Raw genomic sequence first — 24,342 nt, 5'->3', positions numbered from 1 at the left:
ACACCATGCCAGACCGTATCAACCACCGACGCCGCCACCTGCTGTTGGGTGCCGCCGCCTTGTCTGCGGGAGCGCTGCCGACTTTCTCCCGCGCCGCCGAGTCGCTGAAGGTCGGCCTGATCGTGCCGATGTCCGGCCCCTTCGCGTCCACCGGCCGCCAGATCGAGGCGGCGGTCAAGTTGTACATGCGTCAGAACGGCGCCAGCGTGGCCGGGCGTCCGATCGAGATTATTCTCAAGGACGACGGCGGCGTGGCGCCGGACGTGACCAAGCGGCTGGCGCAGGAGCTGGTCTCGCGCGACAAGGTGCAGGTGCTGGCCGGCTTCGGCCTCACGCCGCTGGCCTTCGCCGCCGCGCCGGTCGCTACCCAAGCCAAGGTGCCGATGATCGTGATGGCCGCCGCCGCGTCGGCTGTGCCGCAGCGGTCACCGTACATCGTGCGCACCGGCTTCACGCTGGCGCAGGTGACGGCGCCAATGGCGCATTGGGCATCCAAAAACAAGATCAAGACTGCGGTGACGCTGGTCAGCGATTATGGCCCGGGGCTGGATGCGGAAAAGGTGTTCGTCAAAGGCCTGCTCGAAGGTGGCGGCAAGGTGGCAGACAGCCTGCGCGCGCCGCTGCGCAATCCGGACTACGCGCCATTCCTGGCGCGGGTGCGGGACTTGAAGCCGGACGCGTTGTTCGTGTTCGTGCCGTCGGGCGAGGGCGCGGCGGTGCTCAAGCAGTTCACCGAACGCGGGCTGGCCGCCGCCGGCATACGGCTGATCTGCACTGGCGATGTGCTGGACGATGACCTGATGGCGAGCATCGGCCAGGCCGCCGCCGGTGTGGTCAGCAGCCACCATTACTCGGCGGCGCATCCGTCGGCGGAGAACAAGGCATATGTGGAAGCATTCGGCAAGGCCAATCCCGGCATGCGGCCCAACTTCCATTCGGTCGGCGCGTATGATGGCATGCACCTGCTGTACCAGGCGCTCAAGCAGACCAACGGCGACAGCGACGGCGACAAGCTGCTGGCGGCGATGAAGGGCATGGCGTGGAACAGCGTGCGCGGCCCGGTCAGCATCGACGCCGCCACGCGCGACATCGTGCAGACCGTGTACATCCGCAAGGCCGAAGCCAGCGCGGGCTCTTACTTCAACATCGAGTTCGACCAGACCGACAAGGTGCGCGATCCGGGCGTGTAACGCGTTTACAAGCCAGCCAGGAAGCCTGTGACCGCCGCCGCGAACAGCGCCGGCTGTTCAACCGCGCCGAGATGCGACGCCTCCGGCAGCACGACCAGCGCCGCACCGGGTATGGCTTGCTGCACGATTTGCGACATGGCGACCGGCGTGCCCTGGTCCAACTCACCGGCGATCAACAACGTGGGCACGGCGATGGCGCCCAGCCGGTCCGTCGTGTCCACAGTGCCAACCGCGTTGCAGCAGCCGATGTAGCCGGTGCTGTCTGTGCTGAGCAGGCGGCGGCGGAAGCGCGCCACAGTGGCTGCGTGCTCGGCGCGGAAGGCGTCGTGGAAGTAGCGGCCCATCACCGCATCGGCGATGACCTCGATGCCATGTTCGCGCACGGTGGCGATGCGCTGCTGCCATGCCTCGCGCGCCGCCTCGGGATAGCGGGAGGTGGTGTTGCCCAGCACCAGGGCGCGCACCAGCGAAGGATGGCGCAGCGCCAGCTCCTGGCCGACCATTCCGCCCATCGACAAGCCTATCCACACCATCGGGCCGGTATCTAGTTCGCGCAGCAGGGCTGCGGCGTCGTCGGCCAGATCGGCCATGCTGTACAAGCCTTGCGGCGCGGACGAGGCGCCGTGGCCGCGATGATCGTAGGCGATTACGCGGCAGTCGGCGGCCAGCTGGTTGGCGAGGCTGTCCCACATGGTCAGGTCGCAGCCGAGGGCGTGGCTCAGTACCACCGTATGGCGTGGGGCCTTGCCGCTGCGTGGTTCGCGTACCGTGTAGTGCAACGAGGGTTGGCCGGCGCTGCGGCCCTCGCGGCCGATGCCGGGATGGCTGGTAGCGGCCGGGGCGGCCGGCTCCAGCGTGTAGCCGATTTGCGGGCCGACTTCGCGCAGGATCGCCATCGCGTGGCCGAAGGCGGTGTTGGCGGCGGGAACGCCGGCGTAGATCGCCGACTGCATCAGCACTTCCTTCAATTCGTCCGGCGACAGGCGGTTTGCCGCGTCGCCCAGCAGCGCGGCGCGCACGTGCAGCTCGAATTCCTCCCAGCGGCCCAGGGCGATGGTGGTGGCGAGGACCATCGCGCGGCGGGTCTTCTGTTCCAGGCCAGGACGGCCCCAGATGTCGTTCCACGCAAAGCGCGTGATCATGTTCTGGAACTCGGCGTTGAAGCTGTTGGCGTTTGCTAGGGACTTGTCCACCCAGGCGTCGCCGAGGATGGCGCGGCGGTTGTTCAGTCCACGTTCGAAATCGTGGTCGATGGGGTCGAAGCTCATGCGGATGTCCTGTGATGAAATGGGGTGGAGTTCAAAGCCGCGATCTGCTCGCGCAGGCTTTGCAGCTGATGCTGTGCCAGCCGCTGGGCCGGCAGCGCTGCGGTGGCGGGATCGAACAGTGTCGCCAACGCGGCCGGGTCGACCTGCTTGCGCAATTGGTCGTCGGCCCGAACCGCGTCGGCCAGCAGGTCGGCCAGATTGTGTCCGCTGGCTAGCGCCTCGGCGCTCATTGCTTCCAGCAGGCTGTGGGCGGCTGGGCGGCCGATGCTGGCGGCCAGCCAGGCGGATGCCGCCTCGGCGAACACCAATCCCTGCAAGGCGTCGATATTGCGCAGCATGCGCGCCGGGTCGACGTTCAGGCCGGCGAGGGCGTCGTTGAGCGCCTGCAGCGCGCCGTGCGCGCTGAGGAACAGCGTGGGCCATTCGGCGAGTTCGGCCTGCCAGTTACCCAGGCCACGTTCATGCTGTTGCCCCATGCTTGCCAGTAGCGCGGCCGCGTGCTGCGGCGTGCGGGTGGCGGCGGCCAGCGCGATCATGGCCGATACCGGATTGCGCTTGTGCGGCATGGCGGAGGAGCCACCGCGTCCATTGCCGGACGGTTCGGCCAGTTCGGCGATTTCGCCTTGCGCCATCAGGCTGATGTCGGTGGCGATCTTGCCCAGGCTTCCGGTGAGGACCGCGACTTCCAATCCCAGGCGCACCCACTCGTCGCGCTGCGTGTGCCAGGCCGCATCGGCCACTTTCAGGCCGAGGTCCGAGGCCACCAGCGCCGCCACAGCCGCGCCATGCTCGCCCATCACGGACAAGGTGCCCACCGCGCCACCCAGTTGCAGCTGCAACGCGCGGGCGGCGCATTCGCGCAGACGCGCGCGGGCGCGCACCAGCGGCGCCAGCCAGCCGGCCACTTTGAAACCGAAGCTGCTTACCTGCGCCGGTTGCATCAGCGTGCGCGCCAGCACCGGCGTGGCGACATGCCGGTCCGCCAGTTGCAGCAGATGGCCGGTCAGGTCGTGCAGGCCGTCGTCCAGCAGCTGCAATGCGTCGCGCGTGGCGAGCACCATGGCCGTGTCGATCACGTCCTGGCTGGTGCTGCCCCAATGGACGCGGGCCGCCGCCTCGGCGTCGTACAGCGCCACGGTCCGCGTCAGCTCGCGCACCAGCGGAATGGCTAGGCTGCCGGCGCGGCGCCCGGCGTTGACGATGGCCGGTATGTCGTACAGCTGCGCGTTGCAGACGCCGGCGATGGCACGCGCCGACTGCGCCGGCAGCATGCCTTGCCTGGCCTGCGCTTCGGCCAGCGCCTGTTCGAAGCGCAGCATGGCCTGCACGATCGCGGCGTCGTCAAAGACGGCGATCATGTCCGGCGTGGTGAGGAAACTGTCGAAGATGGATACGCTCAATTGAACTCCGCTGGCAGGTCAGACATAGTCGAAGAATGCGGTCTCTTTGTCGGACTGCATCCAGATGTCCCAATGATAGACCCCCGGCGCGGTTTTGCGGGCGACCAGCGTGGCGCGGCGTTCGGCCGGCACCTGCGCCAGTATCTCCGATTGCGCCAGGCCGCTGTCGTCCTCCAGGAACACGGCGGTGAACTGGTGCTTGACCAGCCCGCGCGCGAACACGGTGATGAAGGTGGCCGGGGCGCCGCTCATGGGCGCCGCGCATTGCGACAGCCGCAGGCTGAATTCTCCCTTTTCTCCGCTGGGCACGCGGCGGAAACCAGGCAGCGCCTGGGCGGCTTCGGCGCCGGCGGCTTCCGGCTGCCAGGCTTCGATCTGCGCGTCGTTGATCGGCGTGCCGTCGCCGTCGTAGATCGTGCCGCTGATGGTGATGGTGGGGGCGCTGGTTTCCAGCGTGGCGGCGGCACTGGCATCAACCGCCCACTGCCAGGCTGCGTGCGAAAATGGTCCGATGGTTTGGGACGTGGTAATTTGGCTCATACGCTTGCTCCTTTAAATGCCCATCGGCGTGGCGTCGCGGCCGCGCAGCACGATATCGAATTCATAGCCCAGCATCTTGTCGCTGTCGGTGTACTCCAGGCTGAAACGGGAAATCAGGCGCTGGCGCGCGTCCAAGTCCGGGATGCTCTGGAAGATCGGATCGTAGGCGAACAGCGGATCGTTGGGGAAGTACATCTGCGTGACCAGGCGCTGCGCGTACACGTTGCCGAACAGGGAAAAGTGTATGTGCGCCGGGCGCCAGGCCTTGTCGTGATTCCCCCACGGGTAGGGACCGGGCTTGATGGTGATGAAGCGGTAGCGGCCATCGTCGTCGGTCATCATCTTGCCGATGCCGTAGAAGTTGGGATCGAGCGGCGCGTCGTGCTGGTCCTTCTTGTGCCAGTAGCGGCCCGCGGCGTTGCACTGCCAGACCTCCAGCAGCGAATTGCGAACCGGCTTGCCGTCTTCGTCCACCACGCGGCCGGTGACGACGATCTTCTCGCCCAGCGGCGCGCCGTGGCCGTGCGCCGTCAGGTCCATATCGTTGGGCAGCAGGATGCGCGGCGACGGGACCAGGTTGTCCTCCACCGGCAGGCCGGCGCGGATGCGCAGCAGCGGCTGGGCGGGCCCGCGCTTGAGCGTGGACTTGTACGAGGGGTAGATCAGTTCCGGGTAGACGCCGGACGGAATGGCATCGAATTTCAAGACGGGCCTCCTGTTGGTTGTTCTGGTTTGTGTGCCAACCATGTTAGGGAAAGCGCCCAAGCGTCACAATACGCCGCCGTCGGGTGATATTCGCTATGCGCCCATTTTGTGCGATACTCGCACAAATCGCCAATTTTCTCGTTTATGACCTCTGAAAACGACGCACCCGCCGCACGCGACATGGTGGCCGGCCTTGAAAAAGGCCTGCTGGTGATCGCCGCCTTCGACCAGGAGCGCAGTCGCCTGAGCATCGCCGAGGTGGCAGAGCGCACCGGCCTGACCCGCGCCGCCGCGCGCCGCTACCTGATCACGCTCACGCACCTGGGCTATATGCGGCACGAGAACAAGCTGTTCGCGCTGACGCCGATGGTGCTGCGGCTGGGCCAATCGTACCTGCATTCGGCGCGGCTGCCGCGCATCGTCCAGCCCTTGCTGTACCGGCTGGCCTACGCGCTGGGCGAGGCGGCATCGGCCGGCGTGCTCGATCACGACCAGCTGGTGTGCGTGGCCGCCGTCAGCGCCGGGCAGCTGGTGTCGGTCACGCTGCAGCCGGGCACCCGCGTGCCGGCCTACTGCACCGCCAACGGCCGCGTGCTGCTGGCGCACCTGCCGCAGCCGCAGATCGACGCCTTCCTGGAACGCGCGCAGCCCGAGCGCATCACCGAGCACACCATCGTCAGCAAGGAGCGCCTGGCGCTGGAGATCGCACGCGCCCGCGCGCAAGGCTACGCGCTGGTGGACCAGGAGCTGGAACTTGGCCTGCGCACCATCGCAGTCCCGCTCAAGAATTTTCGCGGCGACGTGGTGGCGGCGATGAACATCAGCGTCCACGCCGGCCGCATGCCGCGCGAGGAGATGGTGGAGCGCTGCCTGCCGGCGCTGATCAAGATGCAGGTGGAGTTGAACGCGCTGTTGTAAGGCGGTACGGTTGCATAGTCATTGTAAATCGGCAATACTGACCCGATTAGCGGCCTCGTCACACTCGACACATGTCTAAATGATATCGAATCGTTGGAATCCCCTAATGCTGGCCCGCTTGTTTGTTCGCCTGCTGGCTGCCTGTGTGGTGTGCGTCGCCGTGGCCCACGCGCAGCAATTGCCGCTGCGGTACTTCACCCAGCAGGACGGCCTGGGGAACCTGAGCGTGATGGCGCTGGCGCAGGACCGCGCGGGCTACCTCTGGCTGGGCACCGAGAATGGCCTGTTCCGCTATAACGGCGCGCGGTTCGAGCGTTACGGTCGGGATCAGGGATTACAGCAAACCGGGATCACGGCGCTGCTGGCGCAAGGCGACCAGCTGTGGGTGGGGACTGGCGAAGGCTTGTACCGGCGGGTGGGCGAACGCCTGGTGCCGCTGCAGTACCAGGGCAAGCACCTGTCGATCTGGCCCGGCCAGATGTTCGCGACGGCGCGCGATGGCGCGCTGTTGTTCGTCAGCGCGCGGCACCTGTACCGGCTCACGGACAGGCCGGGTGGCGCTGTCATCGAACCTTATTTTTCAGCGCGCCAGCTCAAGGACCAGCCCAAGCTGGAGGATATCAGCAGCGTCGCTGTGGATAGCGGTGGCCTTTGGCTAGGCTGCGGCGGATCGGTGTGCCGCGCCAATGCTGCAGGCGTCACCGTCTGGGGCGAGGCGGCCGGCGTGCCTGTCGATTATTGGAGGACCATCCTGCCGGCCGCCGACGGCACGCTTTGGGCGCGAAGCGAACTTCGCGTCATCGCGCTGCCGCCTGGCGCCACCCGGTTTATCGACCGCGCGCCGCCCAGTGACGTGATGCACAAGGCTTCCCAATTGTCGGCGCTGGGCGATGATGGCGCGGGAGCTGTGTTCACCAATACCGACACCGGCCTGGCGCGTTGGCGCGACGGCCGTTGGGAGTTCTTCGGTCCAGGTAACGGCTTGCAGAGCGCGGGCGGCGTCAACGCCACGCTGGTGGACCGCGACGGCGGCCTGTGGCTCGGCACGCGCGGCCGGGGATTGGTTCAATGGCGCGGCTACGGCCAATGGGAAAACTGGAGCTCGGCCCAAGGCTTGCAGGACGATGTCGTGCTGTCGTTCGCGCGCGACGGGCAGGGACGCATGCATGTGGGCTCGCGATCCGGCCCGGCGTTGCTGGAGCAGGGCGCGCTGCGCCCGATCGCCGCGCATGCCGATCACCAGTGGGCGGATCAGGCGGTGGACCACAGCGGCAAGGTCTGGGCGGGAACCTATCTCGGCCTGCTGTTCCGGCATGATCCGGTGACCGGCGCCGAGGTTCAGGTGGCGACGCTGCCGCCCATCCTGCACCTGCGCATGGACCGCGATGGCGCGCTCTGGATCGGCACCAGCAACGGCGTGTACCTGCTTGAGCATCCCGAGCTGGGTGGCCAGCCACACCTGGCGCCCGGTTCGGCCGCCTTGGGCGATCTGACCGATGAATCCATCAACAGCAGCTGTCAAAGCGCCAACGGCGACTTGTGGTTCATCAGCGAGCATCTCTTGCTGCACCATGACGGGCGGCACTGGGAACGCCACAAGCTGCTGGAGGCGGATGGCACGGACTCGTTTTCGACGATCGCCTGCGCGGCCGATGGCACGTTCTGGATAGGCAGTTCGGGCACCGGCTTATGGCGGGCGACGCCCGGCAAGCGCGGGATCGAACTGCGGCTGGCGGCGCCTTTGCCGGGGCTGTCCCTCATGGCCTTGCACATGGATCGGCGTGGATGGCTGTGGATGGGCACCGACGCGGGCATCGTGGTGCGCAACGGCGAGCGCTTGCGGCGGCTGGACCAGGACGATGGCCTGGTCTGGAGTGACGTGAACGGGCGTGGATTTTATGAAGACGCAGACGGCTCGATGTGGATCGCCACCAGCAACGGCGTCTCACATATTCTGCATCCTGAGCGCCTGTTCCAGCTGCCGGCGGTGGACGCGGTGCTGGAGAATGTCATGCGCGGCGGCCAGTACATCGCCTTGCAGGACGGCGCGTCCTTGCGTTGGAGCGACGAGGCGCTCAATTTCAGCCTGGCCAGTCTCACATACCAGCATCGCGCCGGACTGCGCTTCCGCTACCGGTTGGAGGGGCTGGAGCAGGGATGGTCTCAATCTTCGGCACCCGATATCCGCTATGCGTCGCTGGCGCCTGGACGCTATCGCCTACAGTTCGGGATCACGGATGTGGAGACGGGGGCAATGCCGGCGCTGCGCGAGATCGGCTTCACAGTCACCCCGCCCTGGTGGCGGACCACGACGTTCTACGCGTTGTGCGCACTGGCCCTGGCGGGCGCGGTTCTGGCCTTCCATCGCTACCGCATACGCGCGCTGACCCGCAGGACGGCGCGGATGGAGAAACTGGTGCGGGAACTGGTGAGCGAACGCACGAGGGAGCTGGAGAAGTCGCAGGATGCGCTGCGGCTGCGCGCCATGCAGGACGGCCTGACCAAGGCATGGAACCGGGCCGCGATGATGGAATACCTGGAGCAGGAGGTGCTGCGCGCCAGCCAGCTGCGGCGGCCCTTCCTAGTGGTGCTGCTGGATCTGGACCACTTCAAGCGCATCAACGACACCCACGGCCACCTGGCCGGCGACAGTGTGCTGCGCGAGGTGGTGGCGCGTCTCGGTGGCGCGGTGCGGTCCAGCGATCTGGTGGGACGTTATGGCGGCGAGGAGTTCCTGCTGCTGTTGCCGGAGCTCGACCAGGCGCGCGGCAAGGCGCAGCTTGAGCGCCTGCGCCGCGTGATCGAAGCAGCGCCGGTGCCGATCGGCGACGGCAAGGCCATCGACGTCACGGCCAGCTTCGGCGTGAAGGAATTCGATCCGGCCAAGCCGCTGACGCCATTGGAACTGATCGGCCAGGCCGACGCCGCCCTGTACCGCGCCAAGGCGCAGGGCCGCAACCGCGTGGTGTTCGACGGCGGCGAAGCTTGAATCAACCGGCGCGGAATTCCTTCGGCGTCCGGCCCATGCGCTTCTTGAAAAGGCGGCTGAAGTAGGCCGGGTCCTGGAACCCCAGCTCGTAGGCGATGCTGGCGATGCTGGACGGCAGATAGGTCAGCTTGCGGCAAGCCTCCAGCATCAGCCGGTCCTGCGTGATGTCGAACGCCGATTTGCCGGACAGCTTGAGGCACAGGCGATTGAGCCGCGTCGGCGTGGCCCTTAAGGCTTCGGCATACTGGCTGATTTGCCATTGTTCCTTGTAGCGCCGTTCCACCTCGGCGCGGAAGCGGCTGAATAATTCGAAGTCGCTGCGTCCCGACTGGTCGGCCAGGCGCCGCTCGGCGTGCAAGCGCACCAGCAGCAGCAAGGCGCTGCGCGCCAGCCATTCCAGCATCAGCGTGTGGCCATATTGCGGCCAGGCCGCTTCCGTCAGCAGGTTTTGCAGCAGTGACTCCAGGCGCGCGCGCAGCTCCGGCTGGCCGGACAGGTCGATCATCAGCGGTTCGACGAACAGCGGGGAATACAGGTCGCCGTGGTTCTCCGCCACCGCGAACACCACGTTCTGGTCCACCGTCAGCACATAACCATGCGCCTCGGCCGAGAAGTCGAAGCCGTGCACCACCGATGGATGCAGCGTGATGACGGCCGGCGCGCGGCACTCCCAGAGGGCGCCGTCGACACTGGCGCGCACTTCGCCGCCGTAGAGGAAAAGTACCTGAAACAGGCCGGCGTGGGTGTGCTTTTCGATGTGCCAATGGTGCACGCGGCTGCGGGTTTCTATCAGCTCGATATGCACGAATTCGGCGTTTTCCACCCGTGTTTGCTCGCCGTACAGGGCGAACTGCGGGACGTCTGGCGGTGCCGGTTTTGCGTTGCGGGTCATGGAGGCGGACGCCGATGGAAGTGGATGGGTGTCGAAATAGTACAAGTTTTATGCCGTTTCATCCATTTTTTTTGCGATGGCCCGGCGCTACGATGGCGGCACACTAACACCATATCGGAGACATCATGCGTACCCAGGTAGCCATTATCGGCGCCGGCCCAGCGGGCCTGCTGCTATCACATCTGCTGCATTTGAGCGGCATCGAATCGATCGTTCTGGAGTCGCGCAGCCGCGCCGACATCGAGGCGACCATCCGCGCCGGCGTGCTGGAACAGGGCACGATGGACATCCTCACCAACGCCGGCGTGGGCGCCCGCATGAAGGCCGAGGGCGCGCTGCACCATGGCGTGGAACTGGCCTTTGGCGGCCGGCGCCACCGCATCGACCTGACGGAGTTGACCGGCAAGGCCATCACCGTCTATCCGCAGCATGAGGTGATCAAGGACCTGGTGGCGGCGCGCTTGGCCGCGCAGGGGCAGCTGCTGTTTGAAGTCAGCGGCGTGCAGCTGCATGGCGTGGACACCGCGACGCCGTCGGTCAGCTTTGTGCATGCTGGCGAGGCGGCGCGCATCGATGCCGATTTCGTCATCGGTTGCGACGGCTACCACGGCGTGACGCGGCCGGCCATGCCGCCGCAGGGCCGCGAGGACTTCACCCGCAACTACGGCTTCGGGTGGTTCGGCATCCTGGTGGAATCGGCGCCGTCGTCGGATGAACTGATCTATGCGCGTCATGATCGCGGCTTCGCGCTGGTGAGCACGCGCACGCCGACGGTGCAGCGCCTGTACTTCCAGTGCGATCCGGCCGACCACGTCGACAACTGGTCGGATGACCGCATCTGGGCCGAGCTGCACGCGCGGCTGGAGAACAACGACGGCTGGCGCGTCAACGAGGGCCGCATCTTCCAGAAGGGGATCATCGGCATGCGCAGTTTCGTGTCGACGCCGATGCAGGCGGGACGCCTGTTCCTGGCTGGCGATTCGGCCCACATCGTGCCGCCGACCGGCGCCAAGGGCATGAATCTGGCGGTGTCGGATGTGAACGTGCTGGCGCAGGGGCTGGAGCAGTTCTACCGCCAGGGCCGGGACGATCGCCTGCAAGGTTACACGGATGCCGCGTTGAAGCGCATCTGGCGCGCAGAGTACTTCTCGTGGTGGATGACCAGCCTTCTGCACACCTTCGCCGACGCCACGCCGTTCCAGCGCGAGATGCAGCGCGCCGAATTGGAGTGCGTGGTCAGCTCGCGCGCGATGGCGACCGCGCTGGCGGAAAACTACGTCGGCGCGTTCTGACCGCGTCAGCGTTTCCGGCCCGGCGACGCCACGGCCGCCATGGGGGCGCGCGGACTGGCCGCGCCGAACAGCGCTTCGACCATCGGGTCGCGGCGAACGATGGTCTTGTTGGCGCGCAGCGGTTGGCAGATGTCGTCGATCAGGCGGTGTATGCGGCTGCCTTCGCGGCTGATGGTGACGCTCAAGGTGGGACCGTTGTAGAAGGTCTCAATGATGGATTCCATAGGTTTCTCCTGAATGTATGGACCTTATGCCGTCAGCACATGGTCGGATGTGAGTAGCGGGCGGCGTATCCGTGCGACGCCGGGGGCGGGGCTCGGTGCCGCAGCGGCGGCAGTCACCGTCTGGATATGGCGGCGCGCCTGGCCGGCGCAGCGGCAGTACAGGGCCACGTAAGTCTGGTAGGCCGCCATCGCTGGCCACGAAACCGGCAGCAGCTCCTGCGGCAGCAGCGGATCGGCGCGGCGGCAATGCTGGTAGCCGTGGCTGACCAGCAGCCGTATCGCGAAAGCCTGTGCATCGCTGATGGCGCCGTGCTGGTCGAGCAGCTTGCGCAGCGGCTGGAAACGCTGCTGGAACTCGCGATACAACGCGTCGGCGGCGTCCAGGTCCCATTCGCTGCGGCCGAACAGCGGCTGGCGCATCGCCGCTGCCAACTGCGTGCCGCTGACGTCGAACGATGCCAGGCCGTGGTCTTCCGCAGCGGACGCGCCCTCGATGCCGGCGCAATAGGACGCCGGCCGCGCCAGCAGGTTGTGCGCCAATGGGCAGTAGTCCAGCGCCAGCAGGCGCTTGCGCGCGGCGGTGTAGCGCGCGGCGCTGATGCCGCCGCTGTTGACCAGGATGGTCCAGTCTTCGGCGAAGCTGCGGGCCGGCGGGATGTCGAGCCGCTGGCGCGCGGCGCGCACGGCGGCCGCCGTGGCCGGGGTCAGCATGCACAGGCTGCGGCGGCCGTGCCGTTCGACCCGGATGGCCTGGTGTTCCGTGAGGCGGAACAGCGCCGTGCGGGTCGCCCGCTCCTGGAAGCCCAACGGCTCCATCAGCGTGATGGCGCTGGCCAGCCATTGGCTCTTTTGCCCGAATAACTGGGCTTCGCTGAACATCAGCACCAGCATGGTGTTCAGGCGCGGCCTGGCTTGCCGCAGGTAGTCTTCGAGATAGCTTTCGGTGTTCATGTTGGTGCCGTAACGGATAAAGTGGAGCCGGACGCGGGGCGCAGCCGCCAGTACAGGCGCGCCGCCGTGGCCAGGTTGTACCAGAGCCAGAGGCAGGCCACGCACATCAGCGCGGCGGCCGGCCGGGCCAGCGCGTCGGGGCGGAAGCAGGCCGCCACCAGCAGCAGCAAGGCCGCCGCGTGGATCCAGAACTGCCACTTCGCGCGGGACTCGGGAATGATCTTGTTGATGCCGGGGAGCTTGTGTCCTGGGCTTGGCGCCTCTTCGCGCAGGTGATACCAGGTCAGGAAGGGTACGATCTTGTACAGCATGCCGTGGATGGCCGATTGCGCGACGCCTGCCACCAGCAATACGCCCAGCAGCAGCGGGCGCGCATTCGATTCCGCAGGCCATAGCCACACCACCAGCGCGGCCAGCAGGCTGGCCATGGCGGTGCGCCAGTACAGCGTGGTGGGATCGGCCGTCGGGCGGGTGCGGCGCGCCAGCAGGTACAAGGTGCAGGCGCCGAACACGCCGTAGCCGGCGCCCAGCAGCACGGTGCAGGCCTCATGGAACAGGCGGGCCGGCCCCTGCAGGCCGCTCGACAGCGAGGCTGCCGTCAGCAGCAGGAACATGATGGTGGTGTAGCCTCCGGTGAGCAGCGCGGGATAGGGCGGTGTGACCATGAACATCGGCACCACCTGGAAGGCGATGGCGATCACCAGCAGGCCGACCCACCCCTGCAGGCCCCACATGGCATGAAGGTCGGTCAGGCGCGCCAGCGGCCAGCCGGTGGCGCCGGGCCAGGCGAAGGCGCCGGCCAGCAGGCCGCCCAGCACCATCGTCACGGCCAGCGCGGCCAGCGCCAGGCGGATGCCGGCCATGACCGCGCCGGCGCCGGGTGCGTGCTGCCGCCACATGCCGACCGTGCAGGCGCCCAGGAACAGCAGCAATGTCGCCAGCAGCAGCGCCATCGCGCCGCGGAACAACCAGGTTTGCTCCAGCCAGAAGGCGGAGGCCAGCAACAGCGTGCCGGCGCACAGCCCGGCGTGCACGGCGGCGCCCACCGCGCCGGCGCGCGGCACGGTGATGCCGGCCACCACCGGCAGGATCTGCATCAGCGCCCCGATCATCGTCATGCTCAGGCAGCCGAGCACCATCAGGTGCGTCAGCGCCAGCGTGTGCGGCGACCACCGGCTCAGCAGCGCGTCCGGTCCCTGCCACGCCAGCAGCGCGGCCGCCAGCGCCGCGAACAGCGGGGCGCTGAGGAAGAAGCGCAGCGGCAGCGACAGCGGCGGATTGTCGTCGAACGACAGCGCGCGCCGGGGGGCGTCGAGGGGTTTCATGCGGACGGCGCGTCCGGCACCAGCCAGATCAGCACTTCGAAGCGCAGGTCTTCCAGCTGGGTGGTGCGGTATTCGAAGGCGTAACGCTGCAGCACGCGGTACAGCGGAATGGGATTGCGGTCGATCAGCACGCGCAGGCGTTCGTCCGGTCCCAGCGTGTCGAGCGCGTCGAGGATGCGCACCATCGGCTCCGGCGGCTCCATGCCGCCCACGTCCAGCAGGCGCGCGCTGCCTTCGTGTTCCAGCGCGGCGCTCATGCCGGGCTCCCGGTTTCGGCCAGCGCCAGGCTTTCCATGCTGGCGATGATGGCGTCGGCCTGGTCGACCAGCGCGCGGTCGGCGTGCGGGTAGAGGATGCCTTCTTCCTTCAGGTTATGCTGGTGCATCAGCACGCGCAGCGTGTCGGCGTTGTCGAAGAAGTCCTCGGCGTCGCGGCGGGTGAGGGCGGCGCTCATCTCGCACAGCGTGTCGCGCATGTGGCCGTGCTCGGCGCGCATGACGGCGGTGGGGCCGTAGGCGTTGCCCATCGCGCGGTCCAGGCGCGGGAACAGGACGCGCTCTTCCTTGTCCAGGTGGAGCTCGAACATCCGCAGGAAGGCGGCGAAATCGTCCTCGGCCGTGTCCCAGTCCTTGCGGGCGATGGCCGCTTCGGCCGCGGCGTATTGCTCGTCGCAGCGGCGGTGTTCGCGATCCATGTAGGTGGCGATCTTGTTCATCTCGATTCCTTGGTTATGTGCTGTGGAGCATTGTCCCATTCGAGCAAGCTGAATTTCTTTGATTCACATCAAGGATTTTCAGGTTGACGGCGGGATACAGTTCGTTCGCCGTTTGGCCATGATCAATTACCCACGCTTTTATGAATCGAACCGACTCTCCCGTTTCCCCCGCCGCGCGGCCAATCGAGCTGGTGTGCCCGGCCGGCAGCCTGCCGGCGCTCAAGTCGGCGGTCGACCTGGGCGCCGACTGCGTCTACCTCGGCTTCCGCGACGCCACCAACGCGCGCAACTTCGCCGGCCTCAATTTCGACGACGCCGCCATCGCCACCGGCATCGCCTACGCGCACGAGCGCGGCTGCAAGGTGCTGCTGGCGCTGAACACGTACCCGCAGCCGGACGCCACCGACTTGTGGCGCACCGCCATCGACCGCGCCGCCGCGGCCGGCGTGGACGCCGTGATCCTGGCCGACCCCGGCCTGATGCGCTACGCCTGCGACCATCATCCGGCTCTGCGCCTGCACTTGTCGGTGCAGGGCTCGGCCACCAACGCCGAGGCCATCAACTTCTATCACAAGCACTTCGGCATCGCCCGCGCGGTGCTGCCGCGCGTGCTGTCGCTGGCCCAGGTGGAGCATGTGGTCAAGAACACCGAGGTCGAGATCGAAGTGTTCGGCTTCGGCAGCCTGTGCGTGATGGTCGAGGGGCGCTGCGCGCTGTCGTCCTACGTGACGGGCGAATCGCCCAACACCCACGGCGTGTGCTCGCCGGCCAAGGCGGTGCGCTGGCAGCAGAACGCCAACGGCCTGGAGTCGCGCCTGAACGGCGTGATGATCGACCGCTACACGCCCACCGAGAACGCCAGCTACCCCACGCTGTGCAAGGGCCGCTTCGAGGTCGAGGACGAGACCTACTACGCGGTCGAGGAGCCGACCAGCCTGAACACGCTGGAACTGCTGCCGCAGCTGCTGGAGATGGGCGTGCGCGCGGTCAAGATCGAAGGCCGCCAGCGCAGTCCGGCCTACGTGGCGCAGGTCACGCGCGTGTGGCGCGAGGCGCTCGACCAGTGCCTGGGCAACGCCGCGCGCTACTCGGTCAAGCCGGGCTGGATGTCGGAACTGAATACCTTGGCGGAAGGGCAGCAGCACACGCTGGGCGCCTACCACCGCTCGTGGAAATGAAACTGGAGTCACAATGATGAAATTAGCCTTGGGGCCGCTGCTCTACTACTGGCCGCGCGCCCAAGTGATGGAATTCTACGAACAGATCGCCGAGACGCCGGTCGATATCGTCTACCTCGGCGAAACCGTGTGCTCGCGCCGCCACGAGCTGCGCGCCGCCGACTGGCTGGCCGTGGCCGCCATGCTGGCCGACCGCGGCAAGGAAGTGGTGCTGTCCTCGCTGGCGCTGATCGAGTCCAGCGCCGACTTCGGCGCCCAGCGCCGGCTGGCGGCCAACGGCCACTACCAGATCGAGGCCAACGACATGGGCGCGGTGCAGCTGGTGTCCGGGCAGGGCGGCTTCATCGCCGGTCCGCACCTGAACATTTATAACCCGCCAACGTTGCAGCTGATGCACGAGCTGGGCGCGCGGCGCTGGGTGATGCCGCTGGAGATGAGCCGCACGGGCCTGGGCCACATGCAGAACGGACGCCCGGCCGGTATGGAGACCGAGGTGTTCGCCTTCGGCCGCATGCCGCTGGCGTTCTCGGCGCGCTGCTTCACCGCGCGCAACCGCAACCTGCCGAAGGATGATTGCCGCTTCAGCTGCATCGACCATCCGGACGGCCTGATGATGCGCACGCGCGAGAAGCAGGAGTTCCTGGTGCTGAACGGCATCCAGAGCCAGTCCGCGCTGGTGTACAACCTGGTGGGCGAGATGGCCGAGATGAGCGCGATGGGTGTTGATGTCGCGCGGCTGAGCCCGCAATCGCAGCATATGCCGCAGATCATCGCGGCGTTCGACGCGGCGCGCGGTGGCGCCTCGCAGGCCACGCCGACCGCGCAGGCGATGGAGGCGCTGCTGCCGGCGGCCGCCTGCAACGGCTACTGGTACGGCAAACCCGGACTTGAATATCGCATGGAGGACGCAGCATGATGACTACCGTAACCAATTCCCAGCAAGGCGGCGCGCGGCCATTGCCGGCGCCGCTGGCGGCGTTCGGCCGGTTGCTGCCGGCCTATCCAGGCGCGTTGCTGTGCGTGGCGGCGCTGAACCTGGTGCTGCGTCCGCACCTGCCCGAGGACGTGCGCGCCAGCCTGCGCGGCAAGCACATGCGGGTGAGCGTCAGCGATGCCGGTGTGGCGTTCGACTTTACCTGGCGCGACCAGGGCTTCGCGCCGATGCGTGCGGAAGGCGTGCCGGACCTGGACATCGGCGCCTGCACCCGCGACTTCATCGCCTTGGCCCGCCGCGAGCAGGACCCGGACACGCTGTTCTTCTCGCGCCGCCTGTCGATGCAGGGCGACACGGAACTGGGTCTGCTGGTCAAGAACACGATGGACGCGATCGCGCTGCCGATGTCGGAACTGGGCAAGCAAGCCCTGACCCGCCTGTTCGACAGCCTGCCAGGCCGGCGCACGCGCGCCTGACAGCTGCGCCGCAGCCTAGTGGTTGCGGCGTACGCTGAAACGGGGGAATAGCGGCTTGATGCGTTCCAGCACATCCTCTCCCGGATAGCCGGCCACCGCGCTGGTCACCAGTGCATCGTCCTGGCAGCCGGTGGGACGGAACTCCTGCAGCACATAATGCCCGACACCCAGCGCGGACAAGGCCCGCGCCAGCGCCACCAGTTGCGTCGGCGGCAGTTGCGCCGGATGCACGGTGGTGCGGCACTCATACTCGACACCGCTGGCCTGCACGGCGGCGATGCTGGTCCGCACCGGATCGCCGCTGCCCGCCACGCCCGTCACGACGGGATACAGCGAGAACGGCGCCTTGACGTCCAGCCCCACCCAATCCACCAACGGCAGCACGCTGGCCAGCCGGTCCGGATAGATGCCGGCCGTCTCCAGGCCGATGCGGAAGCCCAGCGCCCGCACCTGGGCGATGGCGTCGCCCAGGGCCGGGTCCATCGTGGCCTCGCCGCCGCAGAACACCACCGCGTCCAGCAAGCCCACGCGCCGCTCCAGCGCGGCCAGGATGCCATCCCACGGCAGCGGACTGTCACCGGTGCGCGGCTGCAGGTGCGGATTGTGGCAGTAGCCGCAGCGCCACGGACAACCCTGCACGAACACCACGGCCGACAGCAGGCCGGGATATTCGGTGGCGCTGAACGGCGTGTAGCCGCCCACCTTGAGCGTGGCGCGTCCCATCTTAGCGGCCGGCGTTGACGGCGGCTTCGCTGAAGAATTTACGCTCGTGGAATTCCCCCTGCTTGCCGATGTTGAACGAGGCCAGCGGACGGTGGTAGCCCATCACGCGGGTCCAGATTTCGCAAGGCTGGCGTTCGGCGTTGTCGAGTTCGGCGATGGTGGCTTGTGGCAGATTGTTCATGTCGTTTCCTTGATTGAGGTGGGTTGAAAAATCAGGCCGTGGCGGCCTGTTTGCGCGCCAGCAGATCGGCGTCGCACTTGGGGCAATACTGATGGCTGCCGTTCAGGTAGCCATGCTTGGGACAAATCGAGAACGTCGGCGTGATGGTGATGTACGGCAGGCCGAAGCGGCTCAGCGAACGGCGCACCAGCTGGCGGCAGGCGTCCGCGCTCGACAGCGCCTCGGTCATGTACAGGTGCAGCACGGTGCCGCCGGTGTACTTGCGCTGCAGCGCGTCCTGCTGCTCCAGCGCCTCGAACGGATCGTCGGTGTAGCCGACCGGCAGCTGCGACGAGTTGGTGTAGTAGGGCATGTCCGCCGTGCCCGCCTGGCGGATGGCCGGGTAGCGCTTGCGGTCTTCCTTGGCGAAGCGGTAGGTCGTGCCCTCGGCCGGCGTGGCCTCCAGGTTGTACATGTGGCCGGTCTCGGCCTGGAACTCGACCATGCGCGCGCGCACGTGGTCCAGCAGGCGCAGCGCCAGCGCGCGGCCCCATTCGGTGGTGATGTCGTGCTCGCCGCTTGGGTCGAAGTTGCGCACCATCTCGTTGATGCCGTTCACGCCCAGCGTCGAGAAGTGGTTGCGCAGCGTGCCCAGGTAGCGCTTGGTGTACGGGAACAGGCCGTTGTCCATGTGGCGCTGGATCACCTTGCGCTTGATTTCCAGGCTGTCGCGGCCCAGTTCCAACAGGCGGTTCAGCGCGGCCAGCAGGCCGGCCTCGTCGCCGCGGTGCAGATAGCCCAGGCGTGCGCAGTTGATCGTCACCACGCCCAGCGATCCGGTCTGCTCGGCCGAGCCGAACAGGCCGTTGCCGCGCTTGAGCAGTTCGCGCAGGTCCAGCTGCAGGCGGCAGCACATCGACCGGATCATGTTCGGCTTGAGCTCGGAGTTGATGAAGTTCTGGAAGTAGGGCAGGCCGTAGCGGGCCGTCATCTCGAACAGGCGCTCGGCGTTCGGGCTGTCCCACACGAAGTCTTCGGTGATGTTGTAGGTCGGGATCGGGAAGGTGAAGGCGCGGCCCTTGGCGTCGCCCGCCATCATGATCTCGATGTAGGCCTGGTTGATCATGTCCATCTCGGCCTGCAGGTCGCCGTAGGCGAACGGCATTTCCACGCCGGCGATGTGGGGGATCTGCTCGCGCAGGTCTTCCGGGCAGACCCAGTCGAAGGTCAGGTTGGTGAACGGCGTCTGGGTGCCCCAGCGGGACGGCACATTGAGGTTGTAGATCAACTCCTGCATGTACTGCTTGACCTCGGGATAGCTCAGATTATCCTTGCGGATGAAGGGCGCCATATAGGTATCGAAGGAACTGAACGCCTGCGCGCCGGCCCATTCGTTCTGCAGCGTGCCGAGGAAATTGACGATCTGGCCGATGGCGCTGGACATGTGGCGCGGCGGGCTCGATTCGACCTTGCCGGGTACGCCGTTCAGGCCCTCGTTGAGCAGGGTGCGCAGCGACCAGCCGGCGCAGTAGCCAGCCAGCATGTCGAGGTCGTGGATGTGGATGTCCGCCTCGCGGTGGGCGCGGCCGATTTCGGGCGGGTAGACGTGGTTGAGCCAGTAGTTGGCGATCACCTTGCCCGACACGTTGAGGATCAGGCCGCCGAGCGAGTAACCCTGGTTGGCGTTGGCGTTGACGCGCCAGTCCTGGCGGTCCAGGTATTCGTTGATGGAGGCGGCGACATCGACCAGCGAGTGGCGGTCCTGGCGCAGCTTGGCGTGCTGCTCGCGGTAGACCACATAGCTGCGCAGGGTTTTGCGGTAGCCGGCGTCGTACAGCACGCGCTCGACGGTGTCCTGAGTCAGCTCGACGGTCAGCGCCTCCTCGGGACGCAGCGACGACAGGTGCAGCAGCGTGCACTCGGTCAGCTGGGCGGCCTCGCGGGCGTCGAACTCGCCGCTGGCGCGGCCGGCCTTGAGCAGCGCGGCTTCGATCTTCTCCAGCGCGAAAGCCTGCTCGCTGCCGTCGCGTTTGGTGATCTGCGTATGAAACAATCCTTGCATGCTTTCTCCTCGATCCCATATCTAGTTGGTTTCGATAGGTTAGGCACTAGATATGGTGTCGTCAATCAAAGTCAGCGGGATTTTTAAATTCCTTGATATGGATTGTCTTTGCTTCCGTGTTTTGAGGTAAAGTATCTTGAGTCGCTACACGATACAGGTGTATCATGATAAAGAGTTTTCGCCATAAAGGACTGCAACGTTTCTTCGAAACGGGCAGCAAAGCGGGAATTCAAGCTGCACATGCCGCGAAGCTACGGTTGCAGTTGGCTGCGCTTGATCGTGCCACGCGGCCGGAAGATTTGTCGGCGCCTTCGTGGCGGCTCCATCCGTTGAAAGGCGATCTGGAAGGGCATTGGTCGATTACCGTTAATGGAAATTGGCGTATGATTTTTTCGTTTAGTGGAACCAATGCGATCTTGGTTGACTACCGCGATTACCATTGAAAATATGGGAGGTTCACATGATCAAAATGCATAACCCTCCCCACCCAGGGGAGGTGCTCAGGGAGTATCTGGGCGATCTGACGATTACGGACGTCGCAGCGCGCTTAGGAGTGGGGCGCGTCACATTGCAGCGTATCGTGAACGGGGCTGCGGGTATTTCTCCTGACATGGCTTATCGGCTCGGCGCGGCCTTCGGCACAAGCCCTGAGCTGTGGGCGGGCATGCAGCTGCAATATGATTTGCATCAGGCAGGCAAGCTCAAGAGGCCCAAGATAGAGCGCATCGCGGCCACCGTGCCATAGCAAATGTTGTCATCGGAACTATTGGAGAAACATGAGCTAGGGCCTTGGTGCGCGGCTCCGCACGTCAAAAGGCCGGAGGCATTGCTTGAAGCGTTGGCGGCGCCAGGCAGCGCCGTATATATCCATGCAGGCGTGCTCGCTTCCAGCGAACGCGCCATCCGGGCTTTCGGACATTTGGGCCTCGGCTGTACCACTGAACCGCCTTGGCGAATGGTGGCTGGACCGAACAGCGCACTGGGACGGGCCAGCGAAGTGCTTGCAAACGGTACGTCCGCCAAAGGCTAATCAACTAATTTGTGGAGATCACTATGACAATCGACCCGAATAAAATTGACGATGCAGTACTGGCGCTCCTGCAACTGGGCCTTCACGACGAAGACCGCGTCTGGAAGACGTTTGATTGGGAGGCGATGAATCGCCTTCATGCAAAGGGCCTGATTTCAAATCCGGTCGGGAATGCGAAGTCGGTTAGATTGACCGATCAAGGTATGGTCGAATCGAATCGGTTGCTTGATGCCCTTTTTGGTAGCGACGTAAAGTAGGTGAGAGCCAAAGCGCGTTTAGCCCTGCGGCGGATTTCGACTGTTTAGATTCAAAACGATGAAGAAAATTTTTGCTTTGCTTGCTGTTATATCGGTGCCGGCGCTTGCACAAGATCACGCGCCGGTATCATCGATCACAACCGCCACTTGGGCGCAGTACAAGGACGAATATCAGCAAAGCCCGCGCTGTGGCAAGGACGAGATCACGTTGTGGACCTGCGAGACAGGCAAGCGAGTCTATTCGCTATGTTCGTCGCATGAGGTGACTCGCACGACCGGCTACATGCAGTACCGGGCTTCCGACCGTGGCAAAGTCGTGCTGACATACCCGGCTGAGAAAAAGCCGCCGCTGGGCATATTTGTCTACAACTCCTACGGAAGCGGCGACGCGTCGGTCGAGTTCACAAACAATGGCTACGGCTACACGCTGTTCGATGCGCTTCGAGGAGGTTCGTCGATACACGTGGCGGCGCCCGCACCGTCTGGAAAGCAGACCGAAATACAATGCGGCAGCAATCAAACCCTTCAGCTCAATTACTCGATGCGGTTGATGCATGACGCCGGACTATGGGATGCTAACTGAGCCGGATTCGCCGGAAACAGATCACGTAGTGCCGGCCCCGCGTCAGGATGCTTGAACTCATAGCCGGCCTCGATAAGTCTTGCCGGTACCATTTTGCGATTACGTAGAAGCATGTCAGCCGCCCGTCCCATGCTCAGCCTGACAATCCATTCCGGCATTTTCCGTTTGACCGGCTTTCCGGCTATTTCACCCAAGATGCCTGCGTAGTCGCGATACTGGACGGGATTGGGTGCCGAGAGATTGAACGCGCCAGTCAGGTGCTCGTTCTCAAGCAAATAAAGGATGGCACCCACTTCGTCGTCGCTGTGGATCCACGGCAGCCAATTTAATCCCTCGCCAATAACATTCCCCCAGCCTCGCTTGAACTGGATGAATTGGTTGGCTGCCATGCCACCATCTTTCCCCCAGACGATGCCCGTGCGCAGATAGACGGTGCGGATACCAGTCCATGCGGCGCGGTCAGCGGCATGTTCCCACACAGCGTTACTGGTAGCATGATAATCGGCGCCTTCCGGCGTGCGTTCCGAAACGATTTCGTCATCGGGGCCTTCAAAGCCGTAGATGCCGACCGACGAGCCTACCAGGAAGCTCTTGGGAGGCGTCTTCGCTTTCAGCATCGCCGAGACCAACTCGCGGACGCCCACGATTCGCGTTTGCATGGCTCTCTCATAGCGGGCCTGGCTGAGACGCCCATTAAAAAGAGGCTCGCCATGCAGGGTGATGACAGCGGCCGCGCCGTCCAGCGCATGCTCCCATGGACCTGAAACACCGGGCGTCCAGTCGTAATATTCGGACGCGCCGGGCACCTTCTTCCGGGCCATCTGCGAATTCCGGCTAAAGATAACGACGCTGTAGCCCCGCGCGTTCAATGCCTCGCAGAGCGCTTTGCCGACAAGCCCCGTGGCGCCGGTCACAATGACCCGTTTATCGTGCATTGCCCGTTCCTTTCGGCTTGGACACGCTGGCCAGCGCGGCCCAATGTCCTTGTCCCTTCCGGCGAACAGAGAACTCGCCGCCCACGATCCGTGCGTGAATCGACGTAACCCAGGCGAGCTCGGCCTCCGCCATATGCGCGCTGAAGCCGGTTTCCAGGACAAAGAGTTCGCTGACCCCGGCGGCGCGCGCGGACGAGATCACGGCACGCTCTTCCTCCACGCGGCGCTGCAGTTGGTCCATGCGTGCCTTCAAAAGACTGGCGGCTTCATCGGGTGCAATGTGCGCAATAAAAGACAGGCCGGCGCCGAAACGCGGAAATTCCTTTTCCACGTCCTGCAAAATCTCACGCAAGAGCACGAAGCAGTATTCCGAGCCCTCCGGGGTAATCTGGTAAATCGTACGCTCCGGCATCTTGCCGTCCTGTTCGGTCGCCTTGACGGCAATGAACCCCTCGGCAAGCAAGGCGTTGACATTGGCATAGAGGCTTCCGGCGTTCAGCTTGACGCTCGCTGTGATCCGGCGCTGCTTCATCAGAACGGACATTTCGTAAGGATGCATGGGCCGCTCATCGAGCAAGGCCAGGATGGCCAGCCACATCAGGTTTCCTGTTCTTCGACGCGCCACAAAGCTCTCCGTTCTGTTTAGTTGAACGGTACTATTCCATAAAAACTACTCCAAGTAAACTAGATTATTTGCGCTTTGTCCCTAGTGCTAGAATGCAGCTTCACTTTCGAAGGGAGTCCCATGCGTCGCTTTGCCTTGCTGCTGCTCTTGATTGCTCCGATGGCCTTTGCTCAGCTCGACCTGAATGTGGCCACCTATAATCTCCGCTTCGACAATCCCAACGATGGCAAGAACGTCTGGCCCGCCCGACGGGATGCGGTGCGCGCGCTGGTGCGCTATCACGAGTTCGACCTCTGGGGCACGCAGGAGGGCCTGGGCAATCAATTGAAGGATCTGGATGCGTTGGGCGACTTTGCGCGCGTCGGCGCCGGCCGCGATGATGGCCGGGACGCCGGCGAACACTCGGCCATCTTCTACCGGAGCGCGCGCTTCGCGCTGGAAGACCATGGCGACTTCTGGCTCAGCGCCACGCCCGAGCAGCCGTCGATGGGCTGGGACGCGCGCTGCTGCAAGCGCATTGCGACCTGGGCGCGCCTGCGCGACAAGCCGACCGGCCAGGTGTTCGTCGTGCTGAACGCGCATTTCGACCATGAAGGTGTGGTGGCGCGCCGCGAGTCGGCGCAGTTGCTGCTGCAGCGCGGCCGTGCGTTGGCGGGCGCCTTGCCGCTGATCGTGATGGGCGACTTCAACAGCACCCCGGACAGCGAAGCCTACGCCACCATCGGCGCCGCGCTGCGCGATGCCAGGGCCATCAGCCAGACGCCGCCCTATGGACCTGTGGCGACGTTCAATGACTTCGACGTCACCAAGCCGGCCCGCGAGCGCATCGACTACATCTTCCTCAGCCCGCAATGGCAGGTGCTGCGCTACGCCGTCCTGACCGACTCGGTCGACGCGCGCTACCCATCCGACCACTTTCCGGTCGTGACGCGCCTGCGCCTGCGCTAGCGGCAGGCGCAACGCGCCATCG

27 protein-coding genes are annotated in these 24,342 nt (G+C 65.5%); 12 read left to right on the top strand and 15 right to left on the bottom strand.

Annotated features, from left to right (window positions below; genetic code table 11):
- The first annotated feature begins 5 nt into the window (after nt 1–5).
- The gene (locus tag ACUJB0_RS03265) at nt 6–1,190 is read left to right on the top strand and encodes an ABC transporter substrate-binding protein (protein ID WP_444843972.1); all 1,185 of its coding nucleotides are present in this window, start codon (nt 6–8) and stop codon (nt 1,188–1,190) included.
- 5 nt (nt 1,191–1,195) lie between these two features.
- On the opposite strand, the gene pcaCD is transcribed toward ACUJB0_RS03265, so the two are convergent.
- From pcaCD to pcaH, 4 genes are read right to left on the bottom strand one after another with little or no spacing between them, the layout of a single operon-like run.
- Nucleotides 1,196–2,458 carry a bifunctional 4-carboxymuconolactone decarboxylase/3-oxoadipate enol-lactonase PcaCD gene (gene pcaCD / locus ACUJB0_RS03260; RefSeq protein ID WP_444843971.1) on the bottom strand — a complete coding sequence of 421 codons (1,263 nt, stop codon included), beginning with the start codon at nt 2,456–2,458 and terminating at the stop codon, nt 1,196–1,198.
- On the bottom strand, nt 2,455–3,858 hold the full coding sequence (gene pcaB, locus ACUJB0_RS03255; protein WP_444843970.1) for a 3-carboxy-cis,cis-muconate cycloisomerase: 1,404 nt from the start codon (nt 3,856–3,858) through the stop codon (nt 2,455–2,457). Before pcaB ends, pcaCD begins: the two co-directional genes overlap by 4 nt.
- An 18-nt stretch (nt 3,859–3,876) precedes the next feature.
- Complete coding sequence (locus ACUJB0_RS03250; RefSeq protein ID WP_444843969.1) at nt 3,877–4,398, bottom strand: peptidase associated/transthyretin-like domain-containing protein; 522 nt, start codon at nt 4,396–4,398, stop codon at nt 3,877–3,879.
- Between the two features lie 12 nt (nt 4,399–4,410).
- The gene (gene pcaH, locus ACUJB0_RS03245; protein WP_444843968.1) at nt 4,411–5,103 is read right to left on the bottom strand and encodes a protocatechuate 3,4-dioxygenase subunit beta; all 693 of its coding nucleotides are present in this window, start codon (nt 5,101–5,103) and stop codon (nt 4,411–4,413) included.
- 144 nt (nt 5,104–5,247) lie between these two features.
- On the opposite strand from pcaH, the gene ACUJB0_RS03240 reads away from it, so the two are divergent.
- Both ACUJB0_RS03240 and ACUJB0_RS03235 read left to right on the top strand, forming a co-directional pair.
- Nucleotides 5,248–6,021 (top strand): IclR family transcriptional regulator domain-containing protein, encoded by a 774-nt coding sequence (locus tag ACUJB0_RS03240; RefSeq protein WP_444843967.1) that lies wholly within the window; start codon nt 5,248–5,250, stop codon nt 6,019–6,021.
- A gap of 106 nt (nt 6,022–6,127) precedes the next feature.
- On the top strand, nt 6,128–9,010 hold the full coding sequence (locus ACUJB0_RS03235; RefSeq protein ID WP_444843966.1) for a ligand-binding sensor domain-containing protein: 2,883 nt from the start codon (nt 6,128–6,130) through the stop codon (nt 9,008–9,010).
- Between the two features lies 1 nt (nt 9,011).
- Here the strand turns inward: ACUJB0_RS03235 and ACUJB0_RS03230 are convergent, their stop codons facing one another.
- Complete coding sequence (locus tag ACUJB0_RS03230; protein ID WP_444843965.1) at nt 9,012–9,902, bottom strand: helix-turn-helix domain-containing protein; 891 nt, start codon at nt 9,900–9,902, stop codon at nt 9,012–9,014.
- A gap of 125 nt (nt 9,903–10,027) precedes the next feature.
- On the opposite strand from ACUJB0_RS03230, the gene ACUJB0_RS03225 reads away from it, so the two are divergent.
- Nucleotides 10,028–11,194: a 4-hydroxybenzoate 3-monooxygenase gene (locus ACUJB0_RS03225; protein WP_444843964.1), complete on the top strand. Its 1,167-nt coding sequence runs from the start codon at nt 10,028–10,030 to the stop codon at nt 11,192–11,194.
- Between the two features lie 5 nt (nt 11,195–11,199).
- On the opposite strand, the gene ACUJB0_RS03220 is transcribed toward ACUJB0_RS03225, so the two are convergent.
- Genes ACUJB0_RS03220 through ACUJB0_RS03200 form a run of 5 tightly spaced genes read right to left on the bottom strand, consistent with a single transcriptional unit; the run spans nt 11,200 to nt 14,409 of the window.
- Nucleotides 11,200–11,418 (bottom strand): hypothetical protein, encoded by a 219-nt coding sequence (locus tag ACUJB0_RS03220; protein WP_444843963.1) that lies wholly within the window; start codon nt 11,416–11,418, stop codon nt 11,200–11,202.
- Between the two features lie 24 nt (nt 11,419–11,442).
- Nucleotides 11,443–12,369 (bottom strand): PaaX family transcriptional regulator C-terminal domain-containing protein, encoded by a 927-nt coding sequence (locus tag ACUJB0_RS03215; RefSeq protein ID WP_444843962.1) that lies wholly within the window; start codon nt 12,367–12,369, stop codon nt 11,443–11,445.
- Nucleotides 12,366–13,694 carry a permease gene (locus tag ACUJB0_RS03210; RefSeq protein ID WP_444843961.1) on the bottom strand — a complete coding sequence of 443 codons (1,329 nt, stop codon included), beginning with the start codon at nt 13,692–13,694 and terminating at the stop codon, nt 12,366–12,368. The genes ACUJB0_RS03215 and ACUJB0_RS03210 overlap by 4 nt, the downstream gene beginning before the upstream one ends.
- Nucleotides 13,691–13,951 (bottom strand): DUF2249 domain-containing protein, encoded by a 261-nt coding sequence (locus ACUJB0_RS03205; RefSeq protein ID WP_444843960.1) that lies wholly within the window; start codon nt 13,949–13,951, stop codon nt 13,691–13,693. Before ACUJB0_RS03205 ends, ACUJB0_RS03210 begins: the two co-directional genes overlap by 4 nt.
- A complete protein-coding gene (locus ACUJB0_RS03200) occupies nt 13,948–14,409 on the bottom strand; it encodes a hemerythrin domain-containing protein (protein ID WP_444843959.1) in 462 nt (153 codons plus the stop codon). The genes ACUJB0_RS03205 and ACUJB0_RS03200 overlap by 4 nt, the downstream gene beginning before the upstream one ends.
- Nucleotides 14,410–14,549: 140 nt before the next feature.
- Between ACUJB0_RS03200 and ubiU the strand changes: the two genes are divergently transcribed.
- The 3 genes from ubiU to ubiT are packed head-to-tail and all read left to right on the top strand — an operon-like array spanning nt 14,550 to nt 16,997.
- Nucleotides 14,550–15,587 (top strand): ubiquinone anaerobic biosynthesis protein UbiU, encoded by a 1,038-nt coding sequence (gene ubiU, locus ACUJB0_RS03195; protein ID WP_444843958.1) that lies wholly within the window; start codon nt 14,550–14,552, stop codon nt 15,585–15,587.
- 13 nt (nt 15,588–15,600) lie between these two features.
- Nucleotides 15,601–16,503: a U32 family peptidase gene (locus ACUJB0_RS03190; RefSeq protein ID WP_444843957.1), complete on the top strand. Its 903-nt coding sequence runs from the start codon at nt 15,601–15,603 to the stop codon at nt 16,501–16,503.
- Entirely contained in the window at nt 16,500–16,997 is a 498-nt protein-coding gene (gene ubiT, locus ACUJB0_RS03185; protein ID WP_444843956.1) for a ubiquinone anaerobic biosynthesis accessory factor UbiT, read from the top strand. Before ACUJB0_RS03190 ends, ubiT begins: the two co-directional genes overlap by 4 nt.
- Nucleotides 16,998–17,012: 15 nt before the next feature.
- On the opposite strand, the gene ACUJB0_RS03180 is transcribed toward ubiT, so the two are convergent.
- Genes ACUJB0_RS03180 through ACUJB0_RS03170 form a run of 3 tightly spaced genes read right to left on the bottom strand, consistent with a single transcriptional unit; the run spans nt 17,013 to nt 19,942 of the window.
- Nucleotides 17,013–17,720 (bottom strand): anaerobic ribonucleoside-triphosphate reductase activating protein, encoded by a 708-nt coding sequence (locus ACUJB0_RS03180; protein ID WP_444843955.1) that lies wholly within the window; start codon nt 17,718–17,720, stop codon nt 17,013–17,015.
- A 1-nt stretch (nt 17,721) separates the two neighbouring features.
- Complete coding sequence (nrdD, locus tag ACUJB0_RS03175) at nt 17,722–17,901, bottom strand: anaerobic ribonucleoside-triphosphate reductase (protein WP_161089165.1); 180 nt, start codon at nt 17,899–17,901, stop codon at nt 17,722–17,724.
- A 31-nt stretch (nt 17,902–17,932) separates the two neighbouring features.
- Complete coding sequence (locus ACUJB0_RS03170) at nt 17,933–19,942, bottom strand: ribonucleoside triphosphate reductase (protein WP_444843954.1); 2,010 nt, start codon at nt 19,940–19,942, stop codon at nt 17,933–17,935.
- 164 nt (nt 19,943–20,106) lie between these two features.
- On the opposite strand from ACUJB0_RS03170, the gene ACUJB0_RS03165 reads away from it, so the two are divergent.
- The 4 genes from ACUJB0_RS03165 to ACUJB0_RS03150 all read left to right on the top strand — a co-directional run bounded on the left by ACUJB0_RS03165 (nt 20,107) and on the right by ACUJB0_RS03150 (nt 21,812).
- On the top strand, nt 20,107–20,385 hold the full coding sequence (locus ACUJB0_RS03165) for a type II toxin-antitoxin system RelE/ParE family toxin (protein ID WP_444843953.1): 279 nt from the start codon (nt 20,107–20,109) through the stop codon (nt 20,383–20,385).
- A gap of 17 nt (nt 20,386–20,402) precedes the next feature.
- Nucleotides 20,403–20,687, top strand: coding sequence for a HigA family addiction module antitoxin (locus ACUJB0_RS03160; protein ID WP_444843952.1), 285 nt, complete (start codon nt 20,403–20,405; stop codon nt 20,685–20,687).
- A 308-nt stretch (nt 20,688–20,995) separates the two neighbouring features.
- Nucleotides 20,996–21,229 carry a DUF6429 family protein gene (locus ACUJB0_RS03155; protein ID WP_444843951.1) on the top strand — a complete coding sequence of 78 codons (234 nt, stop codon included), beginning with the start codon at nt 20,996–20,998 and terminating at the stop codon, nt 21,227–21,229.
- Between the two features lie 58 nt (nt 21,230–21,287).
- Entirely contained in the window at nt 21,288–21,812 is a 525-nt protein-coding gene (locus ACUJB0_RS03150) for a hypothetical protein (protein WP_444843950.1), read from the top strand.
- On the opposite strand, the gene ACUJB0_RS03145 is transcribed toward ACUJB0_RS03150, so the two are convergent.
- Both ACUJB0_RS03145 and ACUJB0_RS03140 read right to left on the bottom strand, forming a co-directional pair.
- Nucleotides 21,764–22,747 carry a TIGR01777 family oxidoreductase gene (locus ACUJB0_RS03145; protein ID WP_444843949.1) on the bottom strand — a complete coding sequence of 328 codons (984 nt, stop codon included), beginning with the start codon at nt 22,745–22,747 and terminating at the stop codon, nt 21,764–21,766. The genes ACUJB0_RS03150 and ACUJB0_RS03145 overlap by 49 nt on opposite strands.
- Nucleotides 22,737–23,345, bottom strand: a complete 609-nt coding sequence (locus ACUJB0_RS03140) for a PadR family transcriptional regulator (RefSeq protein ID WP_444843948.1) — start codon at nt 23,343–23,345, stop codon at nt 22,737–22,739. Before ACUJB0_RS03140 ends, ACUJB0_RS03145 begins: the two co-directional genes overlap by 11 nt.
- Before the next feature lie 147 nt (nt 23,346–23,492).
- Here ACUJB0_RS03140 and ACUJB0_RS03135 point away from each other — a divergent pair, with 147 nt between their 5' ends.
- Nucleotides 23,493–24,320 carry an endonuclease/exonuclease/phosphatase family protein gene (locus ACUJB0_RS03135; RefSeq protein WP_444843947.1) on the top strand — a complete coding sequence of 276 codons (828 nt, stop codon included), beginning with the start codon at nt 23,493–23,495 and terminating at the stop codon, nt 24,318–24,320.
- Nucleotides 24,321–24,342: the final 22 nt, after the last annotated feature.

It is taken from the genome of Duganella caerulea (assembly GCF_040362985.1).
GTDB lineage: Bacteria > Pseudomonadota > Gammaproteobacteria > Burkholderiales > Burkholderiaceae_D > Rugamonas > Rugamonas vulcania.
The sequence above is the reverse complement of the archived record's forward strand: the minus strand, read 5'-3'. Positions and strand labels throughout refer to the sequence as shown.